This window comes from Sphingomonas sp. TZW2008 (genome assembly GCF_002117915.1).
In the GTDB taxonomy this organism is placed as follows: Bacteria; Pseudomonadota; Alphaproteobacteria; order Sphingomonadales; family Sphingomonadaceae; genus Sphingomonas.
Genome location: NZ_BDJB01000008.1, coordinates 189,997 through 210,851, shown reverse-complemented (window position 1 = coordinate 210,851; position 20,855 = coordinate 189,997). Strand labels below are relative to the sequence as shown.

18 protein-coding genes are annotated in these 20,855 nt (G+C 67.7%); 11 read left to right on the top strand and 7 right to left on the bottom strand.

Annotated elements, in window-relative coordinates; translation table 11 throughout:
• Positions 1-9 precede the first annotated feature (9 nt).
• Positions 10-567, bottom strand: a complete 558-nt coding sequence (locus B7L05_RS10990; RefSeq protein WP_256926694.1) for a TetR/AcrR family transcriptional regulator — start codon at positions 565-567, stop codon at positions 10-12.
• Positions 568-691: 124 nt separating this feature from the next.
• Between B7L05_RS10990 and B7L05_RS10985 the strand changes: the two genes are divergently transcribed.
• The 4 genes from B7L05_RS10985 to B7L05_RS10970 all read left to right on the top strand — a co-directional run bounded on the left by B7L05_RS10985 (position 692) and on the right by B7L05_RS10970 (position 6,423).
• Complete coding sequence (locus tag B7L05_RS10985) at positions 692-1,951, top strand: acetyl-CoA C-acetyltransferase (RefSeq protein WP_085810307.1); 1,260 nt, start codon at positions 692-694, stop codon at positions 1,949-1,951.
• Positions 1,952-2,015: 64 nt separating this feature from the next.
• On the top strand, positions 2,016-3,593 hold the full coding sequence (locus B7L05_RS10980; protein WP_085810306.1) for an acyl-CoA synthetase: 1,578 nt from the start codon (positions 2,016-2,018) through the stop codon (positions 3,591-3,593).
• A 118-nt stretch (positions 3,594-3,711) separates the two neighbouring features.
• On the top strand, positions 3,712-5,304 hold the full coding sequence (locus B7L05_RS10975) for an AMP-binding protein (protein ID WP_085810305.1): 1,593 nt from the start codon (positions 3,712-3,714) through the stop codon (positions 5,302-5,304).
• Between the two features lie 123 nt (positions 5,305-5,427).
• Positions 5,428-6,423 carry an RcnB family protein gene (locus tag B7L05_RS10970; protein WP_144037235.1) on the top strand — a complete coding sequence of 332 codons (996 nt, stop codon included), beginning with the start codon at positions 5,428-5,430 and terminating at the stop codon, positions 6,421-6,423.
• A gap of 55 nt (positions 6,424-6,478) precedes the next feature.
• On the opposite strand, the gene B7L05_RS10965 is transcribed toward B7L05_RS10970, so the two are convergent.
• Positions 6,479-7,267, bottom strand: a complete 789-nt coding sequence (locus B7L05_RS10965) for an SDR family oxidoreductase (protein WP_085810549.1) — start codon at positions 7,265-7,267, stop codon at positions 6,479-6,481.
• A gap of 145 nt (positions 7,268-7,412) precedes the next feature.
• Here B7L05_RS10965 and B7L05_RS10960 point away from each other — a divergent pair, with 145 nt between their 5' ends.
• From B7L05_RS10960 to B7L05_RS10950, 3 genes are all read left to right on the top strand, one after another.
• Positions 7,413-8,237 carry an SDR family NAD(P)-dependent oxidoreductase gene (locus B7L05_RS10960; RefSeq protein WP_085810303.1) on the top strand — a complete coding sequence of 275 codons (825 nt, stop codon included), beginning with the start codon at positions 7,413-7,415 and terminating at the stop codon, positions 8,235-8,237.
• Positions 8,237-9,769, top strand: coding sequence for an MFS transporter (locus B7L05_RS10955; RefSeq protein ID WP_307718266.1), 1,533 nt, complete (start codon positions 8,237-8,239; stop codon positions 9,767-9,769). Before B7L05_RS10960 ends, B7L05_RS10955 begins: the two co-directional genes overlap by 1 nt.
• A gap of 135 nt (positions 9,770-9,904) precedes the next feature.
• The gene (locus tag B7L05_RS10950) at positions 9,905-10,489 is read left to right on the top strand and encodes a CHAP domain-containing protein (protein WP_085810302.1); all 585 of its coding nucleotides are present in this window, start codon (positions 9,905-9,907) and stop codon (positions 10,487-10,489) included.
• 18 nt (positions 10,490-10,507) lie between these two features.
• Here the strand turns inward: B7L05_RS10950 and msrB are convergent, their stop codons facing one another.
• Entirely contained in the window at positions 10,508-11,005 is a 498-nt protein-coding gene (gene msrB, locus B7L05_RS10945) for a peptide-methionine (R)-S-oxide reductase MsrB (protein ID WP_085810301.1), read from the bottom strand.
• A 108-nt stretch (positions 11,006-11,113) separates the two neighbouring features.
• On the opposite strand from msrB, the gene B7L05_RS10940 reads away from it, so the two are divergent.
• A complete protein-coding gene (locus tag B7L05_RS10940; protein WP_085810300.1) occupies positions 11,114-12,373 on the top strand; it encodes a glutamate-5-semialdehyde dehydrogenase in 1,260 nt (419 codons plus the stop codon).
• A 10-nt stretch (positions 12,374-12,383) separates the two neighbouring features.
• Here the strand turns inward: B7L05_RS10940 and B7L05_RS10935 are convergent, their stop codons facing one another.
• Together B7L05_RS10935 and B7L05_RS10930 are read right to left on the bottom strand one after the other, a co-directional pair.
• A complete protein-coding gene (locus B7L05_RS10935; RefSeq protein ID WP_144037234.1) occupies positions 12,384-14,528 on the bottom strand; it encodes a hypothetical protein in 2,145 nt (714 codons plus the stop codon).
• A 104-nt stretch (positions 14,529-14,632) separates the two neighbouring features.
• On the bottom strand, positions 14,633-15,946 hold the full coding sequence (locus B7L05_RS10930; RefSeq protein ID WP_256926693.1) for an isoprenylcysteine carboxylmethyltransferase family protein: 1,314 nt from the start codon (positions 15,944-15,946) through the stop codon (positions 14,633-14,635).
• Between the two features lie 87 nt (positions 15,947-16,033).
• Here B7L05_RS10930 and B7L05_RS10925 point away from each other — a divergent pair, with 87 nt between their 5' ends.
• On the top strand, positions 16,034-16,519 hold the full coding sequence (locus tag B7L05_RS10925; RefSeq protein ID WP_085810297.1) for a GAF domain-containing protein: 486 nt from the start codon (positions 16,034-16,036) through the stop codon (positions 16,517-16,519).
• 132 nt (positions 16,520-16,651) lie between these two features.
• Positions 16,652-17,872 carry an RcnB family protein gene (locus B7L05_RS10920; RefSeq protein ID WP_256926692.1) on the top strand — a complete coding sequence of 407 codons (1,221 nt, stop codon included), beginning with the start codon at positions 16,652-16,654 and terminating at the stop codon, positions 17,870-17,872.
• 148 nt (positions 17,873-18,020) lie between these two features.
• Here B7L05_RS10920 and B7L05_RS10915 read toward each other — a convergent pair whose 3' ends face one another.
• Complete coding sequence (locus B7L05_RS10915) at positions 18,021-19,358, bottom strand: M20/M25/M40 family metallo-hydrolase (RefSeq protein WP_085810295.1); 1,338 nt, start codon at positions 19,356-19,358, stop codon at positions 18,021-18,023.
• A gap of 148 nt (positions 19,359-19,506) precedes the next feature.
• Between B7L05_RS10915 and B7L05_RS10910 the strand changes: the two genes are divergently transcribed.
• Positions 19,507-20,301 (top strand): hypothetical protein, encoded by a 795-nt coding sequence (locus B7L05_RS10910; RefSeq protein WP_085810294.1) that lies wholly within the window; start codon positions 19,507-19,509, stop codon positions 20,299-20,301.
• 66 nt (positions 20,302-20,367) lie between these two features.
• On the opposite strand, the gene B7L05_RS10905 is transcribed toward B7L05_RS10910, so the two are convergent.
• On the bottom strand, positions 20,368-20,820 hold the full coding sequence (locus B7L05_RS10905; protein WP_085810293.1) for a universal stress protein: 453 nt from the start codon (positions 20,818-20,820) through the stop codon (positions 20,368-20,370).
• Positions 20,821-20,855: the final 35 nt, after the last annotated feature.

The following is a 20,855-nucleotide window of genomic DNA, read 5'->3' as shown; positions in this document are numbered from 1 at the left end:
CAATCGCCCTCACTTGCACGTCGGACGCGCGACCATGATGTCGAGCAGCGCGTCGAACAGATTGACCATGTCGAGGTGCGGCGCGTGCACCTTGCTCAGCCCCAGCGTGATGAGGCCGTAGGCGCGCACTTCCGCCTCCTCGCGCGAGAAGCCCGTCGCCATCAGGCTACGCGCGAGGAAATCGAGCATCAGCGCGTCGTGGCGCTGCACCGCATCGCGTGCCCGCGTGTCGCTCTCAGCCCAAGCACGCATCGCCACCGCAATCCGCGACGATCCGCGCCGCCGCACCGTCTGCCCGAGCAGCCGGATGCGCCCGATCGGATCGGGCGTCGCGCGTTCCAGCGCGGCGATGAGGTCGCTCACCTGATCCTCGGCGAAATAGGCGGCGAGCTTGCCTTGGTAATCGTCGAAATCGCGGAAGTGATGGTAGAAGCTGCCGGTCGAGACCTTGAGCTCCTCGGCGAGCGGGCGGAGCTTGAGCGCGCGCAACCCACCGCGACGCAGCAGCGACTGGCCGGCCTCCAGCCAGACGCGCGGTGTCAGGTCCGGACTTCGCGTTTGGGGCACTGTCCGTACCGAAACTACAGGCTCCACGCTTGACATCCCCTCTACCATAACGAAGGTTATGCCGGAAATCCGCGCCGGTAAAGCTATCGTTCGCGGCAGGCATCTTCGGAGGGGTTATTCAGCAATGGCCGACGCTTACATCATCGACGCCGTCCGCACGCCGCGCGGGATTGGCAAGCAGGGCAAGGGCGCGCTGGCGCACATGCATCCGCAGCATCTCGCCGCGACGGTGCTGAAGGCGCTGAAGGAGCGCAACAACATCAAGACCGAGGAGGTCGACGACATCATCTGGTCGACCAGCTCGCAGCGCGGTAAGCAGGGCGGCGACATGGGCCGCATGGCGGCGCTCGACGCGGGCTACGACGTCAAGGCGTCGGGCACCACGCTCGACCGGTTCTGCGGCGGCGGCATCACCGCGGTGAACTTCGCCGCGGCGCAGATCATGAGCGGCATGGAAGATTGCGTGATCGCCGGCGGTACCGAGATGATGAGCCTCACCGCCGCGATGGGCCAGGAAGACATGGAGAGCGGCAAGCCGCCGCTCGGCATGGGATCGGGCAACGAGCGCCTCAACCTCAGCCACCCGCAGTCGCACCAAGGCATCTGCGGCGACGCAATCGCGAGCAAGGAAGGCTTCACGCGCGAGGAGCTCGACCGCGCCGGGCTCGAGAGCCAGCAGAAGGCCGCCGTCGCGATCCAGGAAGGGCGGTTCAAGAAGTCGATCGTCCCCGTCGTCGACGACGACGGCTCCGTCGTCCTCGACCATGATGAATTCCCGCGGCCGCAAACAACCGCCGAGGGCCTCGCCGCGCTGAAACCGTCGTTCGCGGCGATGGCGGACATGCCGTACAACAAGGCCGGCGACACGTTCCGCAAGCAGATCAACCGCAAGTACCCCGATCTCGACATCCAGCACTTCCATCATGCCGGCAATTCGTCGGGCGTGGTCGATGGCGCCGCGGCGGTGCTGCTCGCGTCGAAGGAATATGCCGAGAAGCAGGGCTGGAAGCCGCGCGCGCGCATCGTCGCGATGGCGAACGTCGGCGACGATCCCACGCTGATGCTCAACGCGCCGGTGCCGGCCGCCAAGAAGGTGCTGGAGAAGGCCGGCCTGACGGTGGAGGACATCGATCTGTTCGAGATCAACGAGGCGTTCGCCGTCGTGTCGGAGAAGTTCATTCGTGACCTGAACCTGCCGCGCGAGAAGGTTAACGTGAACGGCGGCTCGATCGCGCTCGGCCACCCGATCGGCGCGACCGGTTCGATCCTGATCGGCACCATCGTCGACGAGCTCGAGCGCCAAGAAAAGCGCTACGGCCTCGTCACGATGTGCGCCGCGGGCGGCATGGCACCGGCGATCATCGTCGAGCGCATCGCCGCCTGACCGACGCCACGAAGACCAAAAGACCGCGAGCGGGCCGCAAGCGCCCGCCGCGGCGGAGAGACCGATGACGCACCCGTACAAGCACGCCGCCACCATGCCCGACAAACCTGCCTATATCATGGCCGGATCGGGTGAGACGGTGACCTACGCCCAGCTCGACGCGCGCGCGAACCAGGGCGCGCATCTCATCCGCGCGCTCGGGCTGAAGCGCGGCGACGCGATGGCGATGATGCTCGATAATTCGGCGCGCTACTTCGAAATCGCTTGGGCGGCGGAGCGCGCGGGCGTCTATCTCACCTGCATCTCGTCCAAGCTGATGCCCGCGGAGGCGGAATATATCATCCGCGACGGTGAGTGCCGCGTGTTCGTCGCCGGCAAGGGCACCGCGGCATGCGCCGAGGCGCTGCTGCCGCTGATCGGCGATCTTTCGCGGTTCATGGCCGACGGTGTGATCGAGGGATACGACAGCTGGGAAGAGGCGGTTGCGGCCCAGCCCGTGACGCCGATCGCCGACCCGTCGCCGGGGCAGATCATGCTCTATTCGTCTGGCACGACGGGCAAGCCCAAGGGCGTGCGCTTCGCGCTGCCGGAGGAGCCCTATGGCGAGAACGTCTCGCCGCTGGTGATGATCGGGCAGGGGCTCTACGGCTTCAACGCGGACATGGTGTATCTGTCGCCAGCGCCGCTCTACCACGCCGCGCCGCTGCGCTGGTCGATGGCGGTGCAGCAGCTCGGCGGCACGGTGGTGGTGATGGAGCGGTTCGACGCCGAGAAGGCGCTCGAGTTCATCGAGAAGTACAAGGTGACGCACGCGCAATGGGTGCCGACGCACTTCATCCGCATGCTCAAGCTGCCCGAAGAGGTGCGCCGCAAGTACGACGTGTCCTCGCTCCAGGCGGTGTGGCATGCCGCCGCGCCGTGCCCAATCCCGGTCAAGGAGCAGATGATCGACTGGTGGGGGCCAATCATCGGCGAATATTATGCCGGCACTGAAGGCAACGGCTTCCACAACATCCTTTCGCCGGAGTGGCTGACGCACAAGGGCTCGGTCGGGCGCAACCTGACGACGATCACGCACATCTGCGACGAGGACGGCAACGAGGTGCCGCCGCGCACCGAGGGCGCGATCTTCTTCGAGGCGCCGGTGACCGATCTCAACCCGACCGGTGCGGCACCGTTCAGCTATCATAACGATCCTGAGAAAACGAGGGAGAGCACCAGCGCCAAGGGCTGGACGACGCTGGGCGACGTGGGCTGGATGGACGAGGAGGGATATCTCTACCTCACCGATCGCAAGAGCTTTATGATCATCTCGGGCGGGGTGAACATCTATCCCGCCGAGATTGAGAATCTGCTGATCACGCATCCCAAGGTCGCCGACGTCGCGGTGATCGGCGCGCCGCACGACGAGATGGGCGAGGAAGTCGTCGCGGTCGTCCAGCCCAAGGATCCGCTCGAGGATCGCGAGGCGCTCGCGGCGGAACTGTCGCAATACGCGCGCGCCAACCTCAGCCACGTCAAGTCGCCGCGCCGCTGGGACTTCCGCGAGGAGCTGCCGCGTCACGACACCGGCAAGCTCTACAAGCGGCTGCTGCGCGACGAATATTGGGGCAAGAACAAGCCGGCAGAACAGGCCGCCTAACCGCGCCCATCGCTCCGGCGAACGGGTCGGAGCGACGGGCCGGGACGGCGATCGGTGAGAGGATGCGGCGGACCTGCCGGGAAGAGCCGGGCATGACGCGCGAGTTTGGGAGGCGAGGATGAGCTTCAACTTCGGCGACATGATCGAGGCGGTCGAGGCCGCGATCCCCGGTGACCGCGTCGCGCTGGCGCATGGCGAGCAGGTGATCGACTGGGCGACGCTACGCCACCGCTCGAACAACCTAGCGCGCGCGCTGATCGCGCGCGGGCTGCAGCCGGGCGACCGCTTCGCCTTCTATGCCTACAATTCGGCCGATTATCTCGTCGCGCTGATGGCATGCTGGAAGGCGCGCGGCACGCACGTCAACGTCAACTACCGCTACGTCGCCGACGAGCTCGCCTATATCCTGGCGGACAGCGACGCGACCGTACTGGTCTACGACGCCCGGTTGCGCGACTGCGTCGCCGACGTCGTCGATCGCTCACCGCTGGTGCGCAGCTGGGTGGAGATCGGCGGCGAGGATGCGGCGCCCGCCTTCGCCGAACGATTCGACGATCTCGTCGAAGGGGACGGTGCGCCGGTCGCGATCCCGCGCGATCCCGCCGACCGGTTCTTCATCTATACCGGCGGCACGACTGGCATGCCCAAGGGCGTGGTGTGGACGCACGGCGAGTTGAACGCGATCGGTCTCGCCGTCGCCGCGACGCAGGGGCTGCCGGTGCCGACCAGCGTCGAGGAAGCCGCCACCTTCGCCGCCGCCAATCCCGAGTACCCGCGCGTCGTATGCGGCCCGCCGCTGATGCACGGTACCGGGCTGCTATCGTCTTACGGCGCGTTGCTCGCCGGCGGCTTCGTCGCGACGCTGCCGAGCCGCAGCTTCCGCGCCGAGGAAGCGCTCGATGCGATCGACCGCTGGAAGGCCAATCGCCTGATCGTCGTCGGCGACGCCTTTGCGCGCCCGGTGCTCGAGGCGCTCGACGCGCAGCCGGGCCGCTGGGACGTGTCTTCGATGCGCCTCATCTCGTCGTCGGGGGTGATGTGGACGCAGGGCGTGAAGGACGGGCTGATCCGCCATATGCCCGACGCAGTGTGCCAGGACAATTTCAGCTCGTCTGAGGCGATCGGCATGGGCGCCTCGCTCACCTCGAAGGACGGCACCGTCGAAACCGCCAAGTTCATGGCCAATACGCGCTGCCGCGTGCTCGACGACGACGACAAGGATGTGGTCCCCGGCTCGGGCGTGACGGGCAAGGTGGTACTCGCGCCGCCCAACCCGGTCGAATATCACAAGGATCCGGAGAAGAGCGCGCGGACGTTCCGCGTGATCGACGGCGTGCGCTACACCGTGTCAGGCGATTTCGCGCAGGTGGCGGCAGACGGCACACTGATCCTGCTCGGGCGCGGTTCGGCGTGCATCAACTCCGCCGGCGAGAAGATCTTCCCCGAGGAGGTCGAGGAGGCGCTGAAACTCTGTCCGAAGATTGACGACGCGCTCGTGTTCGCGATGCCCGATCCCAAATGGGGGCAGGCGGTCGCGGCGGTGGTGCAGGCCGCGGGTGGGTTCGATGAGGGCGTGACCCGCGATACGCTGCGCCAGAAGCTCGCCGGCTACAAGCTGCCCAAGCTGATCGTCGCGACCGACGAGTCACTGCGGGCGCCGAACGGCAAGGCCGATTACGGCAAGGCGAAGGCGCTTGCGGGCGTCGGCTGAGTACGGCCGCGGAAACCTTTCGCAACGCTGACATATCGGTTCAGCCCGCAGTCGCCACGCCTCGTCCATAAGCGTTCCATCGGCAGGGTCGGCAATGTGCGCCGGCGATGGGGTGTAGGCGAGATGGACAGGAAGTTCGTAGCGGCGTTGCTGGCTGCAGTTGCGATTGTCCCGGCGATGGCGGCGGCGCAGGAACGCGGTGGCGATCGTGGGGCTTGGCGCGCCGAACGCACGCAGCAGCGCGAGGCGATGCGCCAGCAGGGCGGTGATCGCGCCGGCGGTTGGCAGCGGCCTGCGCATGGCACCGGCGGGCAGCAGCGCCAGGCGCCGACCGACGGCGCGTGGCAGCAACGGCGCGAGCAGCGCGCGGCGCGGCCCGATCGCGCGCGGCCTTATTTCCCACGGCCGGATAATCCGCGTGCCGAGGCGTTCCGCGACTTCCGGCAGCAGCGTGACGCTGACCGGCGTGATTTCCAGTCGGAGCGCCAGCGCGATCGGCAGGCGCTGCTCGGCGGGCAGGTAACGCGCGATCAGTATCGTGCGGATCGCAGCCGCGACGTCGACGCCTATCGCCGCGACCGGCAGGACGATCGCCAGCGGCTCGATCTTGGTCGCGACGCGCAGTTCCGCGACCAGACCCGGCTACGCGAGCAGGCGCAGCGCGGCTGGGACCGCAGCCGTGCGGACTGGGCTGATCAGGACCGGTGGCGCAGCGACGGGCGCAACTGGAACCGCGGCGATGTAAACCGCGGCACCTGGGGCGACCAACGGCGCGCCTATGGGCGCAACGACCGGTTCGACCGCGGTGGTTGGAACCGCGACTGGCGGCGCGATACGCGGTATGACTGGAACGGCTGGCGCGCGCGCAACCGCAACGCCTTCCACCTGCCGCGCTATTACGCGCCTTACGGTTGGAATGCGGGCTATCGCAGCTTCGGCGTCGGATCGATCCTGTCGCAGGTGCTGTTCGCGCAGAACTATTGGATCAACGATCCGTGGGCGTACCGCCTGCCGGATGCGGACGGGCCGTACCGCTGGGTGCGCTATTACAATGACGCGCTGCTTGTCGATGTCTACTCGGGCGAGGTCGTCGACGTGATCAACAACATCTTCTGGTAGAAGTTCGTCGCGGGGGCGGCAGCCGGCGGGAAACCGGCTGCCGCCCCATCTTGTTTCAGGCGTCGAGGCTGGTGCCGAGCGACGCGTTGACGACGCCGCCATCGACCACCAGCGTGTCGCCAACGACATAATCGCTCGCCCGGCTGGCGAGGAAGATCGCCGCGCCCGCCATGTCGGCCTCGTTGCCGATCCGCCGCATCGGAATGCCCTTCGCCACCGCGTCGCCGTGATCGCGGGCGGCGCGGTTCATCTCGCTCGCAAACGCGCCGGGCGCGAGGCTGGTGACGATGATCCCGTCCTTGATCAGCCGCGCTGCCATCCGCTTGGTGAGATAGATCAGCGCCGCCTTCGACGCATGGTAGCTGTACGTGTCCCACGGGTTGAGCCGCAGGCCGTCGATCGAGGTTATGTTGATCACCTTGGACGGCTTGTCGTGGCTTGCCTCCGCCTTCAGCGGCCCGTGCAGCGCCTGCGTCAGGAAGAACGGCGACTTGACGTTGAGGTCCATCACCTTGTCCCAGCCGCTTTCGGGAAATTCCTCGAACGGGACGCCCCACGCCGCGCCGGCATTGTTGACGAGGATGTCGAGCCGCTGTTCGCGCTCGGCGAACGCCGCCGCCAGCGCCTTGCAGCCCTCGACGGTCGACACGTCCTGCGGCAGCGCGATGCACTTGGGGCCGAGCTCGGCAACGGTCTCCTCGCACGCCGCCGCCTTGCGCGACGAGATGTAAACGGTGGCGCCCTGCTCGATGAAGCCTTTGGCGATGATCTTGCCGATCCCGCGGCTGCCGCCCGTCACCAGCGCGATCTTGCCCTCAAGGCTAAACAGATTGGCGAAGCTCATCGTCGTCTCTCCCGGATAATCGTGCATCGCCTATCGCCCGGTCGCAGGCGCGACAACACCCTACCGAAAATTCGAACCGGTTATGATTGACGAAGGCGCCGGCCATACTATGCTGCCGAAAACAGCTAAAAGTTAGGACAAGAGGATGCGCTTTTCGGGTAAGCGTGCCGTCGTCACGGGCGGCGCTTCGGGGATCGGGCGCGCAACTGCGCTGCGGCTGGCCGAGGAGGGCGCCGAGGTGTGGATCGGCGATATCGACGAGGCGGCAGGGCGCGAAATCGCCGAGACGTCGAACGGCAAGATCCACTTTCAGCGCTGCGACGTGACCAATGCCGACGATATTCGTTCGCTGATCGAGGCGCCAGATGCGGCGGGCGGACTCGACGTGCTGTTCAACAATGCGGGCGCAGGCGGTGCGCCCGAGAAGATCGACGAGATCGCGCCCGACGATTGGGACCGTACGCAGAACTTGCTGTTGCGCTCGGTCGCGCTCGGCATCCGTTACGCCGCGCCGATCATGGCGAAGCGCGGCAAGGGCGCAATCGTCAACACGTCGTCGGTCTCGGCACTCGGCACCGGCTATGCCCCGATCGCCTATTCCACCGCCAAGGCCGGTGTTCTCCATCTGTCGAAGCTTGCCGCCGCCGACCTCGCCAAGAGCAATGTCCGCGTCAACGCGGTGATTCCCGGTTTCATCACCACCAACATCTTCACTCGCCACCTCGACGTCGCGGAAGACAAGCGCGCCGCCGCCAACGAAGTGATCGCGCAGGTTGCCGCCAAGGCGCAGCCCGTCGCGCGCGCCGGCCGGCCCGAGGATATCGCCGCCGCCGTCACCTTCCTGCTCAGCGACGACGCAGGCTTCATTACCGGCACCCACCTTGTCGTCGACGGCGGTATCACGATCGGAACACGGCAGAGCTGGGATCCAGAGCAGCCCGGGCTCTTCGCCGCATTGGAGGCGTTTTAGTGAACGCGTCGATCGCGAGCGGCGCGGCGGCGGATCTGGGCACTACTACGGCAACGGGTGCGCCGCCGCCCGCACGGCGCCTGCGCACGGGCACGATGGCGAGCTACGGCTTCGGCGCGGCGGCCTATGGCGTCAAGGACTCGGGGTTCGGCACGTTCCTGCTGCTCTTCTACAACCAGGTGATCGGCGTGCCGGCGGCGACGGTCGGCTTCGTCATCATGCTCGCGCTGGTCATCGACGCCTTCGTCGACCCGACGGTCGGCTTCCTGTCCGATCGCACGCGGACGCGCTGGGGCCGGCGGCATCCATGGCTCTACGGCGCGGCATTGCCGATCATGCTCGGTTGGGTGCTCTTGTGGAACCCGCCGCAATCGTCGCAGACTGCAATCCTCGGTTGGCTATTCGTTGCCGCCGTTCTCGTCCGCAGCGCGGTGAGCGCGTATGAAGTGCCGAGCCAGGCGATGGCCGCCGAGCTGAGCACCGATTACGACGAGCGGACGCGGATCATGGCGTATCGCTACCTGTTCGGCTGGGCCGGGGGGTTGATCATGCTGATCGGCGCCTATTGGATCTTCTTGTCGCCCACGCCCGAATTCCCCAACGGGTTGCTCAATCGCGAGGGCTACAAGGGATTCGCCATCGCGGGCGCATTGTTCATGGGCTTTGCGATCCTGACGTCGGCGATGGGCACGCATCGCGAGATCCCCAACCTGCCCAATCCGGCGATCGAGAAACAGTCGCTGGCGAAGAACTTCAAGGAGCTCGTCGAGACGCTGAAGAACCGCGCTTTCGTGATCCTGATGGTCGCCGGGCTGTTCGTCTATACCAACCAGGGGATCACCTACGCGATCTCCAACTATCTCTACACCTACGTCTGGCGCTTCACGACGGTGACTATCCTCGGGCTGACGCTGCCGACGTTCGTGCCGCTCAGCTTCGTGCTGTTCGGTGGCGTGCTGGTCGCGTTCGTGCTCGCGCCCAAGCTCGGGCAGGTGACGAGCAAGCCCAAGGCGGCGTCGACGGCGGCGATCATCGCGATTGTCATCGGCACGGCGCCCTATTGGTTGCGACTTGCCGGTCTTTTTCCGAAGGTCGGCGATGCCGCAATGCTGCCGCTGCTGTTCGGCTTCCTCGCCGCCGGCACCGCGGCCGGCGTTACGGCGCACATCCTCGGCGCATCGATGATGGCCGACGTGGTGGAGGATTCGGAGCAGCGCACCGGTCGCCGCTCCGAAGGGGTGTTCTTCGCCGGCGGCTTCTTCATCCAGAAGTGCACCAGCGGCGTCGGGATCTTCGTGACCGGCTTGATCCTGGCGATCGCCGGCTTCCCGGAGAAGGCCGTGCCGGGGCAGGTGCCCGTCGAAGTGGTCGACCGCCTGACGATCATCTACATCATCACCGCTACCAGCCTCGCGCTGATCGCGGCCCTGACCTATCGCGCCTTCCCGTTCGGACGCGCGGAACACAGCGCCCGGCTTGAGGCGCTACGCATGCAGGCGCTGGATTCGGAGCGGATCGACCCGGTTCCCTGACCCGAAAAACGGCCGCGCCGGCAGTTCGTCGGCGCGGCAACACCGTTCATCGGCTTTGGTTCCCGCCGCTATTTCCTTTGTTTCCAACCCCCCGTAGCCGGACTGCAACAGACATCCGTTGACCGGGGGGTCGCAGTGACTTTCAAGAATTTTGCAGCGCGTTTCGCGCTGGTGGCAGCGTGCGGCCTGACGACGGCGACCGCGGCCAACGCCCAGTTCTGGCAGTGTGCACCCTATGCACGCGAGATTTCGGGCATTCAGATCCGCGGCAATGCCAACACCTGGTGGGGCCAGGCCGCCGGCCGCTACGCCCGCGGCGAGACGCCCAAGGTCGGCGCGGTGCTCTCCTTTCAGCCGACCCGCCGCATGCGCGTCGGCCACGTCGCGATGGTCAGCCGTATCGTCAGCGACCGCGAAGTCTTGCTGACGCACGCCAATTGGTCGCGCCGCGGCGGGATCGAGCGCGACGTGCGTGCGATCGACGTGTCGGCGGCGGGCGACTGGAGCATGGTCAAGGTGTGGTATGCGCCGCAGGGTGGGCTCGGCACGTCGAGCTATCCCACCAACGGCTTCATCTACAGCGATCATGCGCCGCTGCTCGCGCCGAACGAAGCACCGGTGATCGCGCGGGGCAGCGACGACGAGACGCGTCTCGCGAACCTCTCGATTGCGACCGCCGCCGCCGTGCCGATGAAGGGCGCGGTTGCGATCTCCCAGTAAGCCGAGCAGCGCGCGGCGTCAGGTCGCGCGGAAGCTCAGCGCGACGCCGTTCATGCAGTAGCGCTTACCCGTCGGCGGGGGCCCGTCGTCGAACACGTGGCCCAAATGCCCGCCGCAGCGGCTGCAATGCACTTCGGTGCGCGTCATGCCGAGCGTGGTGTCGGTCGTTGTCCCCACGGCGCGCTGCAGCGGTGCCCAAAAGCTCGGCCAGCCGGTGCCGCTCTCGAACTTCGTCTTGGACGCGAACAGCGGCTGGCCGCATCCGGCGCACGCGAAGGTACCGGCGCGCTTCTCCTTGTTGAGCGGGCTGGTGAAGGGCCGTTCGGTATCCTCCTCCCGCAGCACACGATACGCCGCAGGCGACAGTTTCGCACGCCACTGCTTGTCGGATAGGCGATAGGGGAAATTGCCGGCGGCGGCATCGGCCGGCGCGGCGCGGCAGGCGGTCAAGATGGCGGCGACGCCGCCGGCTCCGATAGCGGCAAGCGTCGAGCGGCGATCGTACAGGCTGGTCATGCCGAGGATATAGGAAGCCTCGCGACCGACGCAGCAGGCCGGCAGCGAAAATCTGCGCGATGGGCTCGCGACTCGCTGGCGCGGCGCGGTGATGCTACCGCAGGCACCATGCTCGATCCTGCTGCCTCCTCCGCCCTCGTCGCCGCGCTGGCTGCGGATGCGCACGGTGCCGCCACCGTCCTCGCACAGTCGCCGAGCGACCAGCGCCGCGCGGCCCTGACCGCCGCGGCGGACGCGCTGCGTGAGGCAGCGGATACGATCCTGGCTGCCAATGCGATCGACATGGCGCGCGCGCGCGACAACGGCCTTTCCGCCGCGATGCTTGATCGCCTCGCGCTCGACGCCGGGCGGATCGAAACCATTGCGCAGGGCGTCGCGACGGTGGCGACGCTTGCCGATCCGGTCGGCGCCGAGATCGAGCGGACGACGCGGCCCAACGGCCTGGTCCTGGCGCGCGTTCGGGTGCCGATCGGCGTCATCGGCATCATCTACGAGAGCCGGCCCAACGTCACCGCCGATGCCGCGGCGCTGTGCGTGATGTCGGGCAATGCAGTGATCCTGCGCGGCGGATCGGAGGCGCAGGAAAGCAACGCCGCGATCCACGCGGCGTTCGTCGCGGGCCTCAGCGCTGCCGGGCTCCCGGCCGAGGCGGTGCAGCGCGTCGCGACCACCGATCGCGCCGCGGTGGGCGCGATGCTGCAGGCGTCGGGCGCGATCGACCTCATCGTGCCGCGCGGCGGTAAGAGCCTAGTCGCGCGCGTGCAGGCAGAAGCGCGCGTGCCGGTTCTCGCGCATCTCGACGGCATCAATCACGTCTTCGTTCATGCCTCCGCCGATCGGGCGATGGCGCGCCGCGTGATCGTCGACGCCAAGATGCGCCGCACCGGCGTATGCGGGGCGATGGAAACGTTGCTGGTCGACGCGGCGTATCCCGATCCTGCGGGGCTGGTGGCGGCGCTCGTCGAGGCAGGGTGCGCCGTACGCGGCGACGCGCGGGTCGTCGCGCTGACGGGTGTTGCACGCGCCCACGACGAGGATTGGGATACCGAGTATCTGGACGCGATCTGCTCGGTGGCGATGGTCGACGGGGTGGAGGGCGCGCTGGCGCATATCGCGCGGCATGGATCGCACCATACCGATGCGATCGTCGCGGCGGATGCCGAAGTGGCTGAGCGCTTTCTGGCGGCGGTCGACTCGGCGATCGTGCTGTGGAACGCCTCGACCCAGTTTGCGGACGGCGGCGAATTCGGGCTGGGGGCGGAAATTGGCATTGCCACCGGGCGTCTGCACGCGCGCGGCCCCGTCGCGCTCGAAGGATTGACGACCTACAAATGGGTCGGCCGGGGTAGCGGGCAAGTACGCGGCTGAAGCCGAACGCTCACGCCGCCGCTCGATCCGGCGTAGTCCAGTCGATGCTTACCTCGGCTTCGTCACGGCAGGCGGCGACCACACCGCGAAGCTGCGCCGCGACGTCGGCCGCCAGATCGTCGAACGAGGCGGGAGAGCGCGGCGGCAGCGGGGTGCGCGGGAAAAGGATCGCCCATTGCGTGTCGAAATGGCGCGCGGCGAAGGCGTCGTTGCTCTCGGCGTATTGCTCGCGGACGTAGGCCAGCAGCGTCGGGTGAAAGCCGTTGAACGGGGCATCGGGAATGTCAGCCATGTGCCGGTCGACGATCTTCCGCAGCGCGTGGCGCTGGGCGGGTACCATCGTGCGGCCCTCGCTCTCGAGCCAGGCGCGCAATGCTTCGGCGACGAGCAGCTGCTTCCACCCCGCCGAGCGGTTCGCGCGATGCTCCGCCGTATCGGCAAAGATCGGCGCGAGCGGTGCAAGCTCGGGCAGGCGGGCGAGCGCGCGGACGATGCCTTCGTCCTGCACCGCGCGCGTATAGGCGAGCGGGGTGAAGCCAAGCCGGAGCTCCTCGAACGAAGCCTGCTGCTGCGGCCAGTCGAGCCGCCCGTTGGCAACGATCTTGGCGACGTAATCCTCGAACGGATCGCGCGCGTGGAATTGCGCGCGCATCTGCGCATAGGCCGAATTGAGCAGCGCCACCTGATCCCGCACCGCGAGCAGCACCGTCACCGGATTGCCGTTCGCGGTGAGCGCCTCAGCGATCTCACGTCGACGCGGGGTGAGCAACGGCGCGGTGACCGACTCACTCGAGATGATCACGTGATCGCCTCGATGGGCGGCCACCTCGGCGTGAAAGCGCCGCGCGATCGTGTCATTCTGCGCCGGGGTAAGCCGCCCGGCGAGCCCCGTCAGAAGCGTGCTCGCATTACCGGTGGCGTTCACGCCTGAGGTCGGAAGGAGGTAACCCGCCTCGAGCAGCGCCGCGCGGTGGGTCGCGAGCGATTCTTGGAACGCCGTGGTGCCCGTTTTCGCAAAGCCGGCGTGGAGCAGGATGCGCGCCGGCGGGCCCTGGCGTGCAGGCGTCGCGGTGGCGTTGGCCGGCACCGCGACATTTTCCGACGCCGTGTCATCGCTGGTCGATGCGGCGGCGAGCCGTGCCATGCGCCTCACAGCCTTCGGATCGTTCAGCACGCGGTCGACTGCCGCCAATACGGCGCGCCGCTGCCCCGGCCGCAGATCGTCGATGCTGAACGGCGAACGGGGCTTGAGCGGCGCGGGCGGTAGAACATCGTGCCATGGGCGGCCGAAATGGCGCTCGGCAAAGCGCGCGTTGCTTTCCTCGAACATTGCCGAATAGGCTGCGGCGGATTGCGGCGTATGGCCGTTGAAACCTTGCCCGGCGAGCGCGGCTGAATGGCGGATGACGATTGGAACGAGGACGTTGCGCAGCGGCCAATCGACGCTCGCGTTTGGGCCTGCGACGGCAAGGCGCACTTCGTCCGCGACAATCAATTGCAAGGCGCTGAGGCTGGGATTGGCTTCTAGCCGATCCGCGGTGTCGATGTTGGCGAGTGCCGAGAGACATGGCAGCCGCGTCAGTGCGTGAACCACGCCGTCGCGGCGGAAGGCGGCGTCGCAGGGGATCGCCTGAAGAGCGAAACCGGCGCGTGTGTAGCGATCGTCGAGAAAATCCCAGTTGCCGCTATGCACTCCGTGCGGCCCCGGCATGAAGAAGCGATCGAATGGGGGGACGGCAGTTAGCGTCTCGCGCATCTGCGCGTAGCACGAGTTGCGCCATGACAATTGGTCGCGCACCGCGACGATCGCGATCAAATCGCTGCCACCGCGCTCCTCTATTGAGGCACGCAGCGTCGGCAGGAGGGGGAAGAAGCGCACCGTCGACATTGTCTCGGCGGAGATCAGCACCGTGTGATCCGGCACGGGGCGCCGCTCTTGATCGAATTGCCGCAGGAGCTGCCCGCGTCGATCGTCGTCGATCTCGCCGCCAGCGAGCGCGAGCGACAGCGCGTGGTGGTTGCCGTCGGCCGTCGCGCCGGTTTCGGGGTACAGGAAGCCCGCGTCGAGCAGTGCCGCGCGGTTGCGCGTCGCCCACTGCTGGAAGGCCGAGGTTCCCGTCTTATGGGTGCCGATGTGCAGGATGAAGCGAGGCATGAGGCGATCCGGCGGGGCGCCGTGCCCCATCGGCAGCGATAGCTAGCGCTCGATGTACTGTCCACGCCGCCGCCTTTGCGTACGACGAACGGCGGTTGGAACGGTCAGGTTGCCGCGGCGCGCGGCGCGGGCCGGCCGATGAAGCGCTGGAAGAAGCGCGGGACGGCGCCGTTGCGCATCATCCAGTCGCTGTACGCGCGGTAGTGCGCGTCCTCGGACAAATGCCGTTCCTCCGTGCGGGCGCGCCAGTAATAGACGCCGCTAACGACGCAGAGCAGCACCGTCGCGCGCACCATGTCGACCAGCGATCCGGTCGACAGGATGGGGATGGTCGAGAGCCACCAGAACAGGTTCTTCGACAGATATGCCGGGTGGCGCGACCAGGCGTAGGGGCCGTGCGTGATGACGCCGCGATGCGTGAGGTTCGAAAAGCGCAGCCCGAACGCGACCGTCGCCCAGGCGTAGATGGCGGTGAGGCCGACAAGCACCGCGCCGACGACCGCCAGCGCGAGCGGGTGACCGGCAAACCAGTAAGTCCAATCGGCGGTGCCGGGATGATAGTCGAGCGGCCCGCCCTCGTTCATCAGGATGAACGGCGGATAGCAGATCAGCGCCGCCATCCAGCCCGCGGCATAGGGGTTCGCACTGCGGATATGCGCGTCGAGCGGGCGCATCGTCAGCATGTAGCCGACGGTGGCGAAGGCGACGTCGATGACGAACATCAGCGTGATGAGCCAGTTCGTCAGGCGCACCGGATCGGCGAGGATGCCGAACGTGGGCGTGCGGATGAACTCGGCGAAGCCCGGCGGCACGATCGCGAGCATGAAGGCGAGGAAGAACGCCTTGACGCCCCACGCACGCAGATGGCCGGCGATCGCCGCGCCGTCGATCGGCGCGGTATGCGTCACCCACGCACCGAGCGCCCAGGCGCCGTCGCGCGGCTCCACCAGGCGTCGATCGAGCCACAGTACGTACGGGATCGACGCGGCGACGAGCCACGGCGCGGCGGTGGTGAAGCACCACATCGCGAACAGGTAATTGCCGTCCCAGTAGAAACGGCCGGTGGCGTAGATCAGCGCGATCCCCGCCCAGGTGGTCCACAGCCCGACGAGCTTGACGAGGCTGACGTCGAGCGTCGCGCGCCACGGCTGCGGGTGTTCCCAATCGAGGCCGGTCGACGGATGGCGGTGGACTTTGTCGACCAGCAGAGACCACAGCACCATCGGCAGGGCGCAGGCGACGAGGTTCATCAGCCCCGCATATGGCCCGTCCATGCCATAGGCGCGCGCCACGCCGATCCAGACCAGCAGGCCCGCGAGCCCCGCGAGACCGACGCCGCGCGATACCGCCGATGCGGGCCGGGGATCGGCGTGGACGGCGGCGGCGAGCGCGGCATCGTGATACATGCGGCGCGGCATAAAGCGGCAATCGTATTGATCGCGTAAAGAGCCGGCGTACGACAAAGCCGCTCGCCCGCGGCGCCCGCGGCCACTACATGCCGCGCCATGTACCAGTTCGACATTGCCGCCGCCGACGACACCGCGTCATTGTATCGCGACATCCTGAGCGCGCTGGACGCGCTGACCGCCGACGAGCCCGACGGCGTCGCCAACATGGCCAACGCCGCGGCGCTGCTGTGGCAGTATCTGCCCGATCTCAACTGGGCGGGCTTCTATCGCCTGATCGGCGACGAGCTCGTCCTCGGGCCGTTCCAGGGCAAACCGGCGTGCATTCGCATCGCGATGGGCAAGGGCGTGTGCGGCACGGCGGCACAGGCGTGCGCGACGCAGCTGGTAGCGGACGTCCACGCCTTTCCCGGTCACATCGCGTGCGATGCGGCGAGCGCGTCGGAACTCGTCGTGCCGATCGTTTCGGGCGACCGGCTAGTCGGCGTGCTCGACCTCGACAGTCCATTGCCCGGCCGTTTCACCCCGGCCGACGCGGCGGGCTGCGAGGCGGTGGCGGCGCTGCTCGCCGGGCGGATCGGCTAGCGCCGCGGCGGCCGGTGCTGCTCCATATCGGGACAGCGCCCGTGCTGGCGGCTCCCCAGGCGCGATGGTAAGCAACTCGTTAAGACGAACGGGCGTTGCGCGCCTGATAGATTCAGTCGGGGAGTTGAAACGATGCGAACCCTGTTGGCGGCGACGGCGCTGCTCTCGATGGCTTCCGCGACCGCAGCCGATGCCGGCCAGCGCGTCGTCGTGCGCGGCGGCGGCACGCACGTCGGCAATACGCATGTCGGCGGCAATATGGGCGGCTGGTCGCGGCCCGGCGGCGGCATCAATCGCCCGACGCCAGGTGGCTGGAACAAGCCCGGCGGCAATTGGGGCAAGCCCGGTGGAAACTGGGGCAAGCCGGGCGGCTGGAACCGGCCGGGCGGCGGCAACTGGAACAAGCCGGGCTACGTCCACAATCGCCCGCGCTGGGGCGGCCACGTCCAGGGCCGCTGGTGGGGCGGTTATCGCGCGCCGGGCGGCTGGGGTGCGTATCAGCGCCCGGTCCGCGGCTGGGTGCTGCCGAGCTACTGGGTGCAGCCGAACTGGTACATTAACGACTGGTCGGGCTACGGCCTGCCGCAGCCGCCGGCGAACTACACCTGGTCGCGCTATTATGACGACGCGGTGCTGATCGACGGGCGCGGATCGGTCTACGACACGATCGGCGGGGTCGACTGGGACCGGTTCGACGCCGACGGCACCGACTATACCTATTACGACGACGCCGCGGGCTACGACGGCTACGCCTATCAGAACGGTGGCTATGCCTATGGTGCGCAGGGCGGCTATGCGCCGGGAGCGCCGTACGCCTATCCGCAGCGCGACACCGGGCTCGGCGGCGCGGCGGTCGGCGCGGTTGTCGGCGGCGTCGCGGGCGCGGCGATCGCCGGCCGCGGGAACCGACTGGGCGGCGCGCTGATCGGCGGCGGCGTGGGAGCGATCACCGGCTATGCCGTCGATCGCGCCGAGGATCGCGGCCGCGTGCCGCCGGCGCCCGGCTACGGCGCGCCCTATCCGCAACCCGGATACGGCTATCCGCCCGCGATCGGCACGCGCGCCGCGCCGCTGCCGCCACCCCCGGTAATCCACCACGGCCCGGCGCCGGTCGTCACCAACGGCGGCACCACCGTCGTCACCACCACTGGCGGCGCGGGCTATGCGGCTGGCGGCGGTTATTATGCCAACGGTTATTACTATCCCGGCTCAAGCGTCACGACGATCTCGGTCCAGAGCCAGCCGGTGGTGACGACGACGACCACCGAAATCTGGGAGGATTCGGTCACATACTCGCGGGCGAAGGCGCACAAGCGCACGTGGCGCCCCAAGCCGAAGTGCGTGTGCCGCTGATCTGACTTTGCCCGGCGGCATGGCGGCATGCGCCGATCTCTGCCGTCATTCATAACGAGAAGGGTGCGTTGCCTTGAGAGCGACGCACCCTTTTGTTTTCGCGCTGAAGATAGTCTCCAGCGCCCGGTGGCGCCGGACTGTCCGCGTGTCAGCGTCGCGGAGCGCGTCCGGCAAAGGTGACGACGCTTTCCGCGCCGTTCGCGCCGAGGGCACTGACGCCGAAGAAGTGATCGTCGACCGACACCTCCTTCAGCACCACCGGCGTCGCGGCGGTGACGATCTTCTCGTCGGTCCAAGCCGGCTTGTCGTTGCGCCGCCAGCGCAGGCGATAGCGCGCGGCGCCGGTCGACGCCTGCCAAGATACCGTCGTGTCGCGCGTCAGCTCACCTGATACGGACACCGTCGCAGGGGCGGCGGGGGCGGCGGCGAGCTGCGCCAGCGCCGCAACGTTGATTGCCGTCACGCGGGCGAGATAGCCGAAGTCCATCCCCTCGATCGTGTCACCGTAGACACGGCCGTTCTCGGTGCGCAAATTCTGGTGCTGGCGATCCCAATTCTCCGCGCCGACGGTGAATCGCACCGCGGGATAACCCTCGCGCAGGAACGGTTCGTGATCGCCGCCGCGCCCGAAGCGATCCGGCCGCCGGTCGACGAACACGTCGAGGCGGCCGGGCAGCGTCTCGGCAATCCCATCGATCGCCTTGGCGAGCGCGCGGCTCGGCCCGTCATCCTCGCCGCCGATCGCGCGGCGTTCGATCGCCTCGGCCAGCGTCTCGCCAACGCGGATGCCTTCGGAGAAGATGCGGACACGATCGGCGACGCGCAGCCCGTCCTGGCCGATCGTGTTGCCGACGATGTCGTTGTTGAGCATCGCGTCGATCTGCCAGCCGCGCGCCTTGGCGGTCTCCGCGAGCAGCGTCGCGCCGAGCAGACCCTGCTCCTCGCCCGAGAAGGCGACGTAGACAATCGTCGCCGCGAACTTCTCCTTCGACAGGATTCGCGCAGCCTCCAGCACCAGCGCGACGCCGCTCGCATCGTCGTTGGCGCCCGGCGCGTCGGACGTCGCGTCCATCACGTCGCTGACGCGGCTGTCGATATGGCCGCCGACGATAATGTAGCGATTGGGGTCGGTGCCGCGCTGGATGCCGAGCACGTCCTCGATCATCACGCCGGCCGGGGCGCGTGCGTTGACGAAGCGGCGCTGCAGCCGCTCGACCGCGATGCAACCGCTGCATGTCGCGCCGATCTTAGCGAACTCGCTCGCCACCCAATTGCGTGCCGCGCCGATGCCGCGGGCGGGATCAGTCGCCGACGACAACGAATGGCGCGTGCCGAACGAGACGAGCCGCTCAACCGAGCTGCGCAGGCGCTCCTGCGACGGCGCCTCGCGCGCGACCGCGGGTGCCGCACCGGCCAGCATCGCGGCAGCGGGAAGGATGGGTAGCAGGACTGCGCGCAGCCGGGTCGAACGAGGGTGAGAAGGCATGGGCGCGGCATGCCGGCAAAGGCCGTCGGCGACAAGGCGCGATCGGTTATCTCCCGGTGCTTTGACGCGGTCGACGCGCAAGCGTAACGATGGGTGAAAATACGGTCGCGAGTCCAAGGCGTTTTCCTCTTGAGGCAGGATTTGCACGATGACCAGATTTGCACCCGCGCTCCTCGTCGGCGCGCTGTTTTTCGCCACCCCCGTGCTTGCGCAGAGCCCGTTCGACGGCACGTGGAAGGGCGATCCGAAATCGGCCGCGCTCAACGTCAAGCCCGATAGCTGGACGATCAGGAACGGCAGCTACACCTGCACGACGTGCCTTCCCCCGTTCACCGTGCCGGCCGACGGCAAGTTCCACAAGGTTGCCGACAAGCCGTATTGGGACGAGATCGCGGTCGCGACGCCCGATGCCAGCACCGCAACGTTCCAGTTCCGTAAGGCAGGCAAGGTGATTGGCGAGAGCCGCCGCATTGTCTCGGCGGACGGCAAGACGCTGACGTCGATGATGAGCAACACCAACAATGGCGCCGGCACCAGGATTGAGCAGAAGATGGTGCAGACGCGCGTGGGAACGCCGATCGCAGGGGCGCATCGCGTGTCGGGCCAGTGGAAGACCGACACGTCGGCGACCGAGGTGACCGACAATGCGCGCACGCTGACGCTGAAGGTCGATCAGGAACGGGTGAAGCTAACCTCGCCGCTGGGTGAGACGCTCGACGCCAAGTTCGGCGGCGATTACGCGCCCAACGTCGGCGATCCGGGCAAGACGATGACCAAGGCGGTGCTGCTCGCGCCCAACAAGATGATGTTAACCGACATGCAGAACGGCAAGGTGGTGCAGGAGACGACCTATACCGTCGCGCGGGATGGCCGGACGATCGAAGCGGCGTGGCGTGATCCGCGCGACAATTCGAGCGGTACGTTCAAGGCGTACAAGCAGTAATGGTAGCGACGGGTCGGGCAGCGCAGGCTGCCCGGCACGTCGACACCACGCCCGGGCTGCTCAGTATCAGCTCAGCCGGTCGATCGCGTCGCGATCGAGGCTGCCGGGGATGATCATCAGCGGGACCGGGAGCGCGCCGACCTCGCCCGCGAAATGCGCGACGAGGGGCCCCGGCGGGCCGTCCGCCGCGGCGCCGAGTACCAGTGCCGCAATCTCGCGGTTGGCGGCGATCAGCTCGCGAATGATCTTGGGTCCGTCGCCTTGCCGCACGGTTATCGCAGGTCGCAGACCCGATTCCTCGATCAGCGTGCCGGCCGCGCGCGCGACCAGGCTTTCCGCCGCGAGACGCGCGTCCTCCTCGATCGTCGCCTGCACGCCGCCGAACGCGATGAACTCCTGCGGCTCGACCAGCGCCAGGATCTCGACCGCGCCGCCCGTCTTCACCGCGCGTCGCGCGGCGAAGCGCAGCGCGATCTCCGCCTCGGGCGTATCGTCGATCACGGTGAGATAGATGCGCATGTGTGCCAGCCCCTTGTCGCGGCGGCTTATCCGCC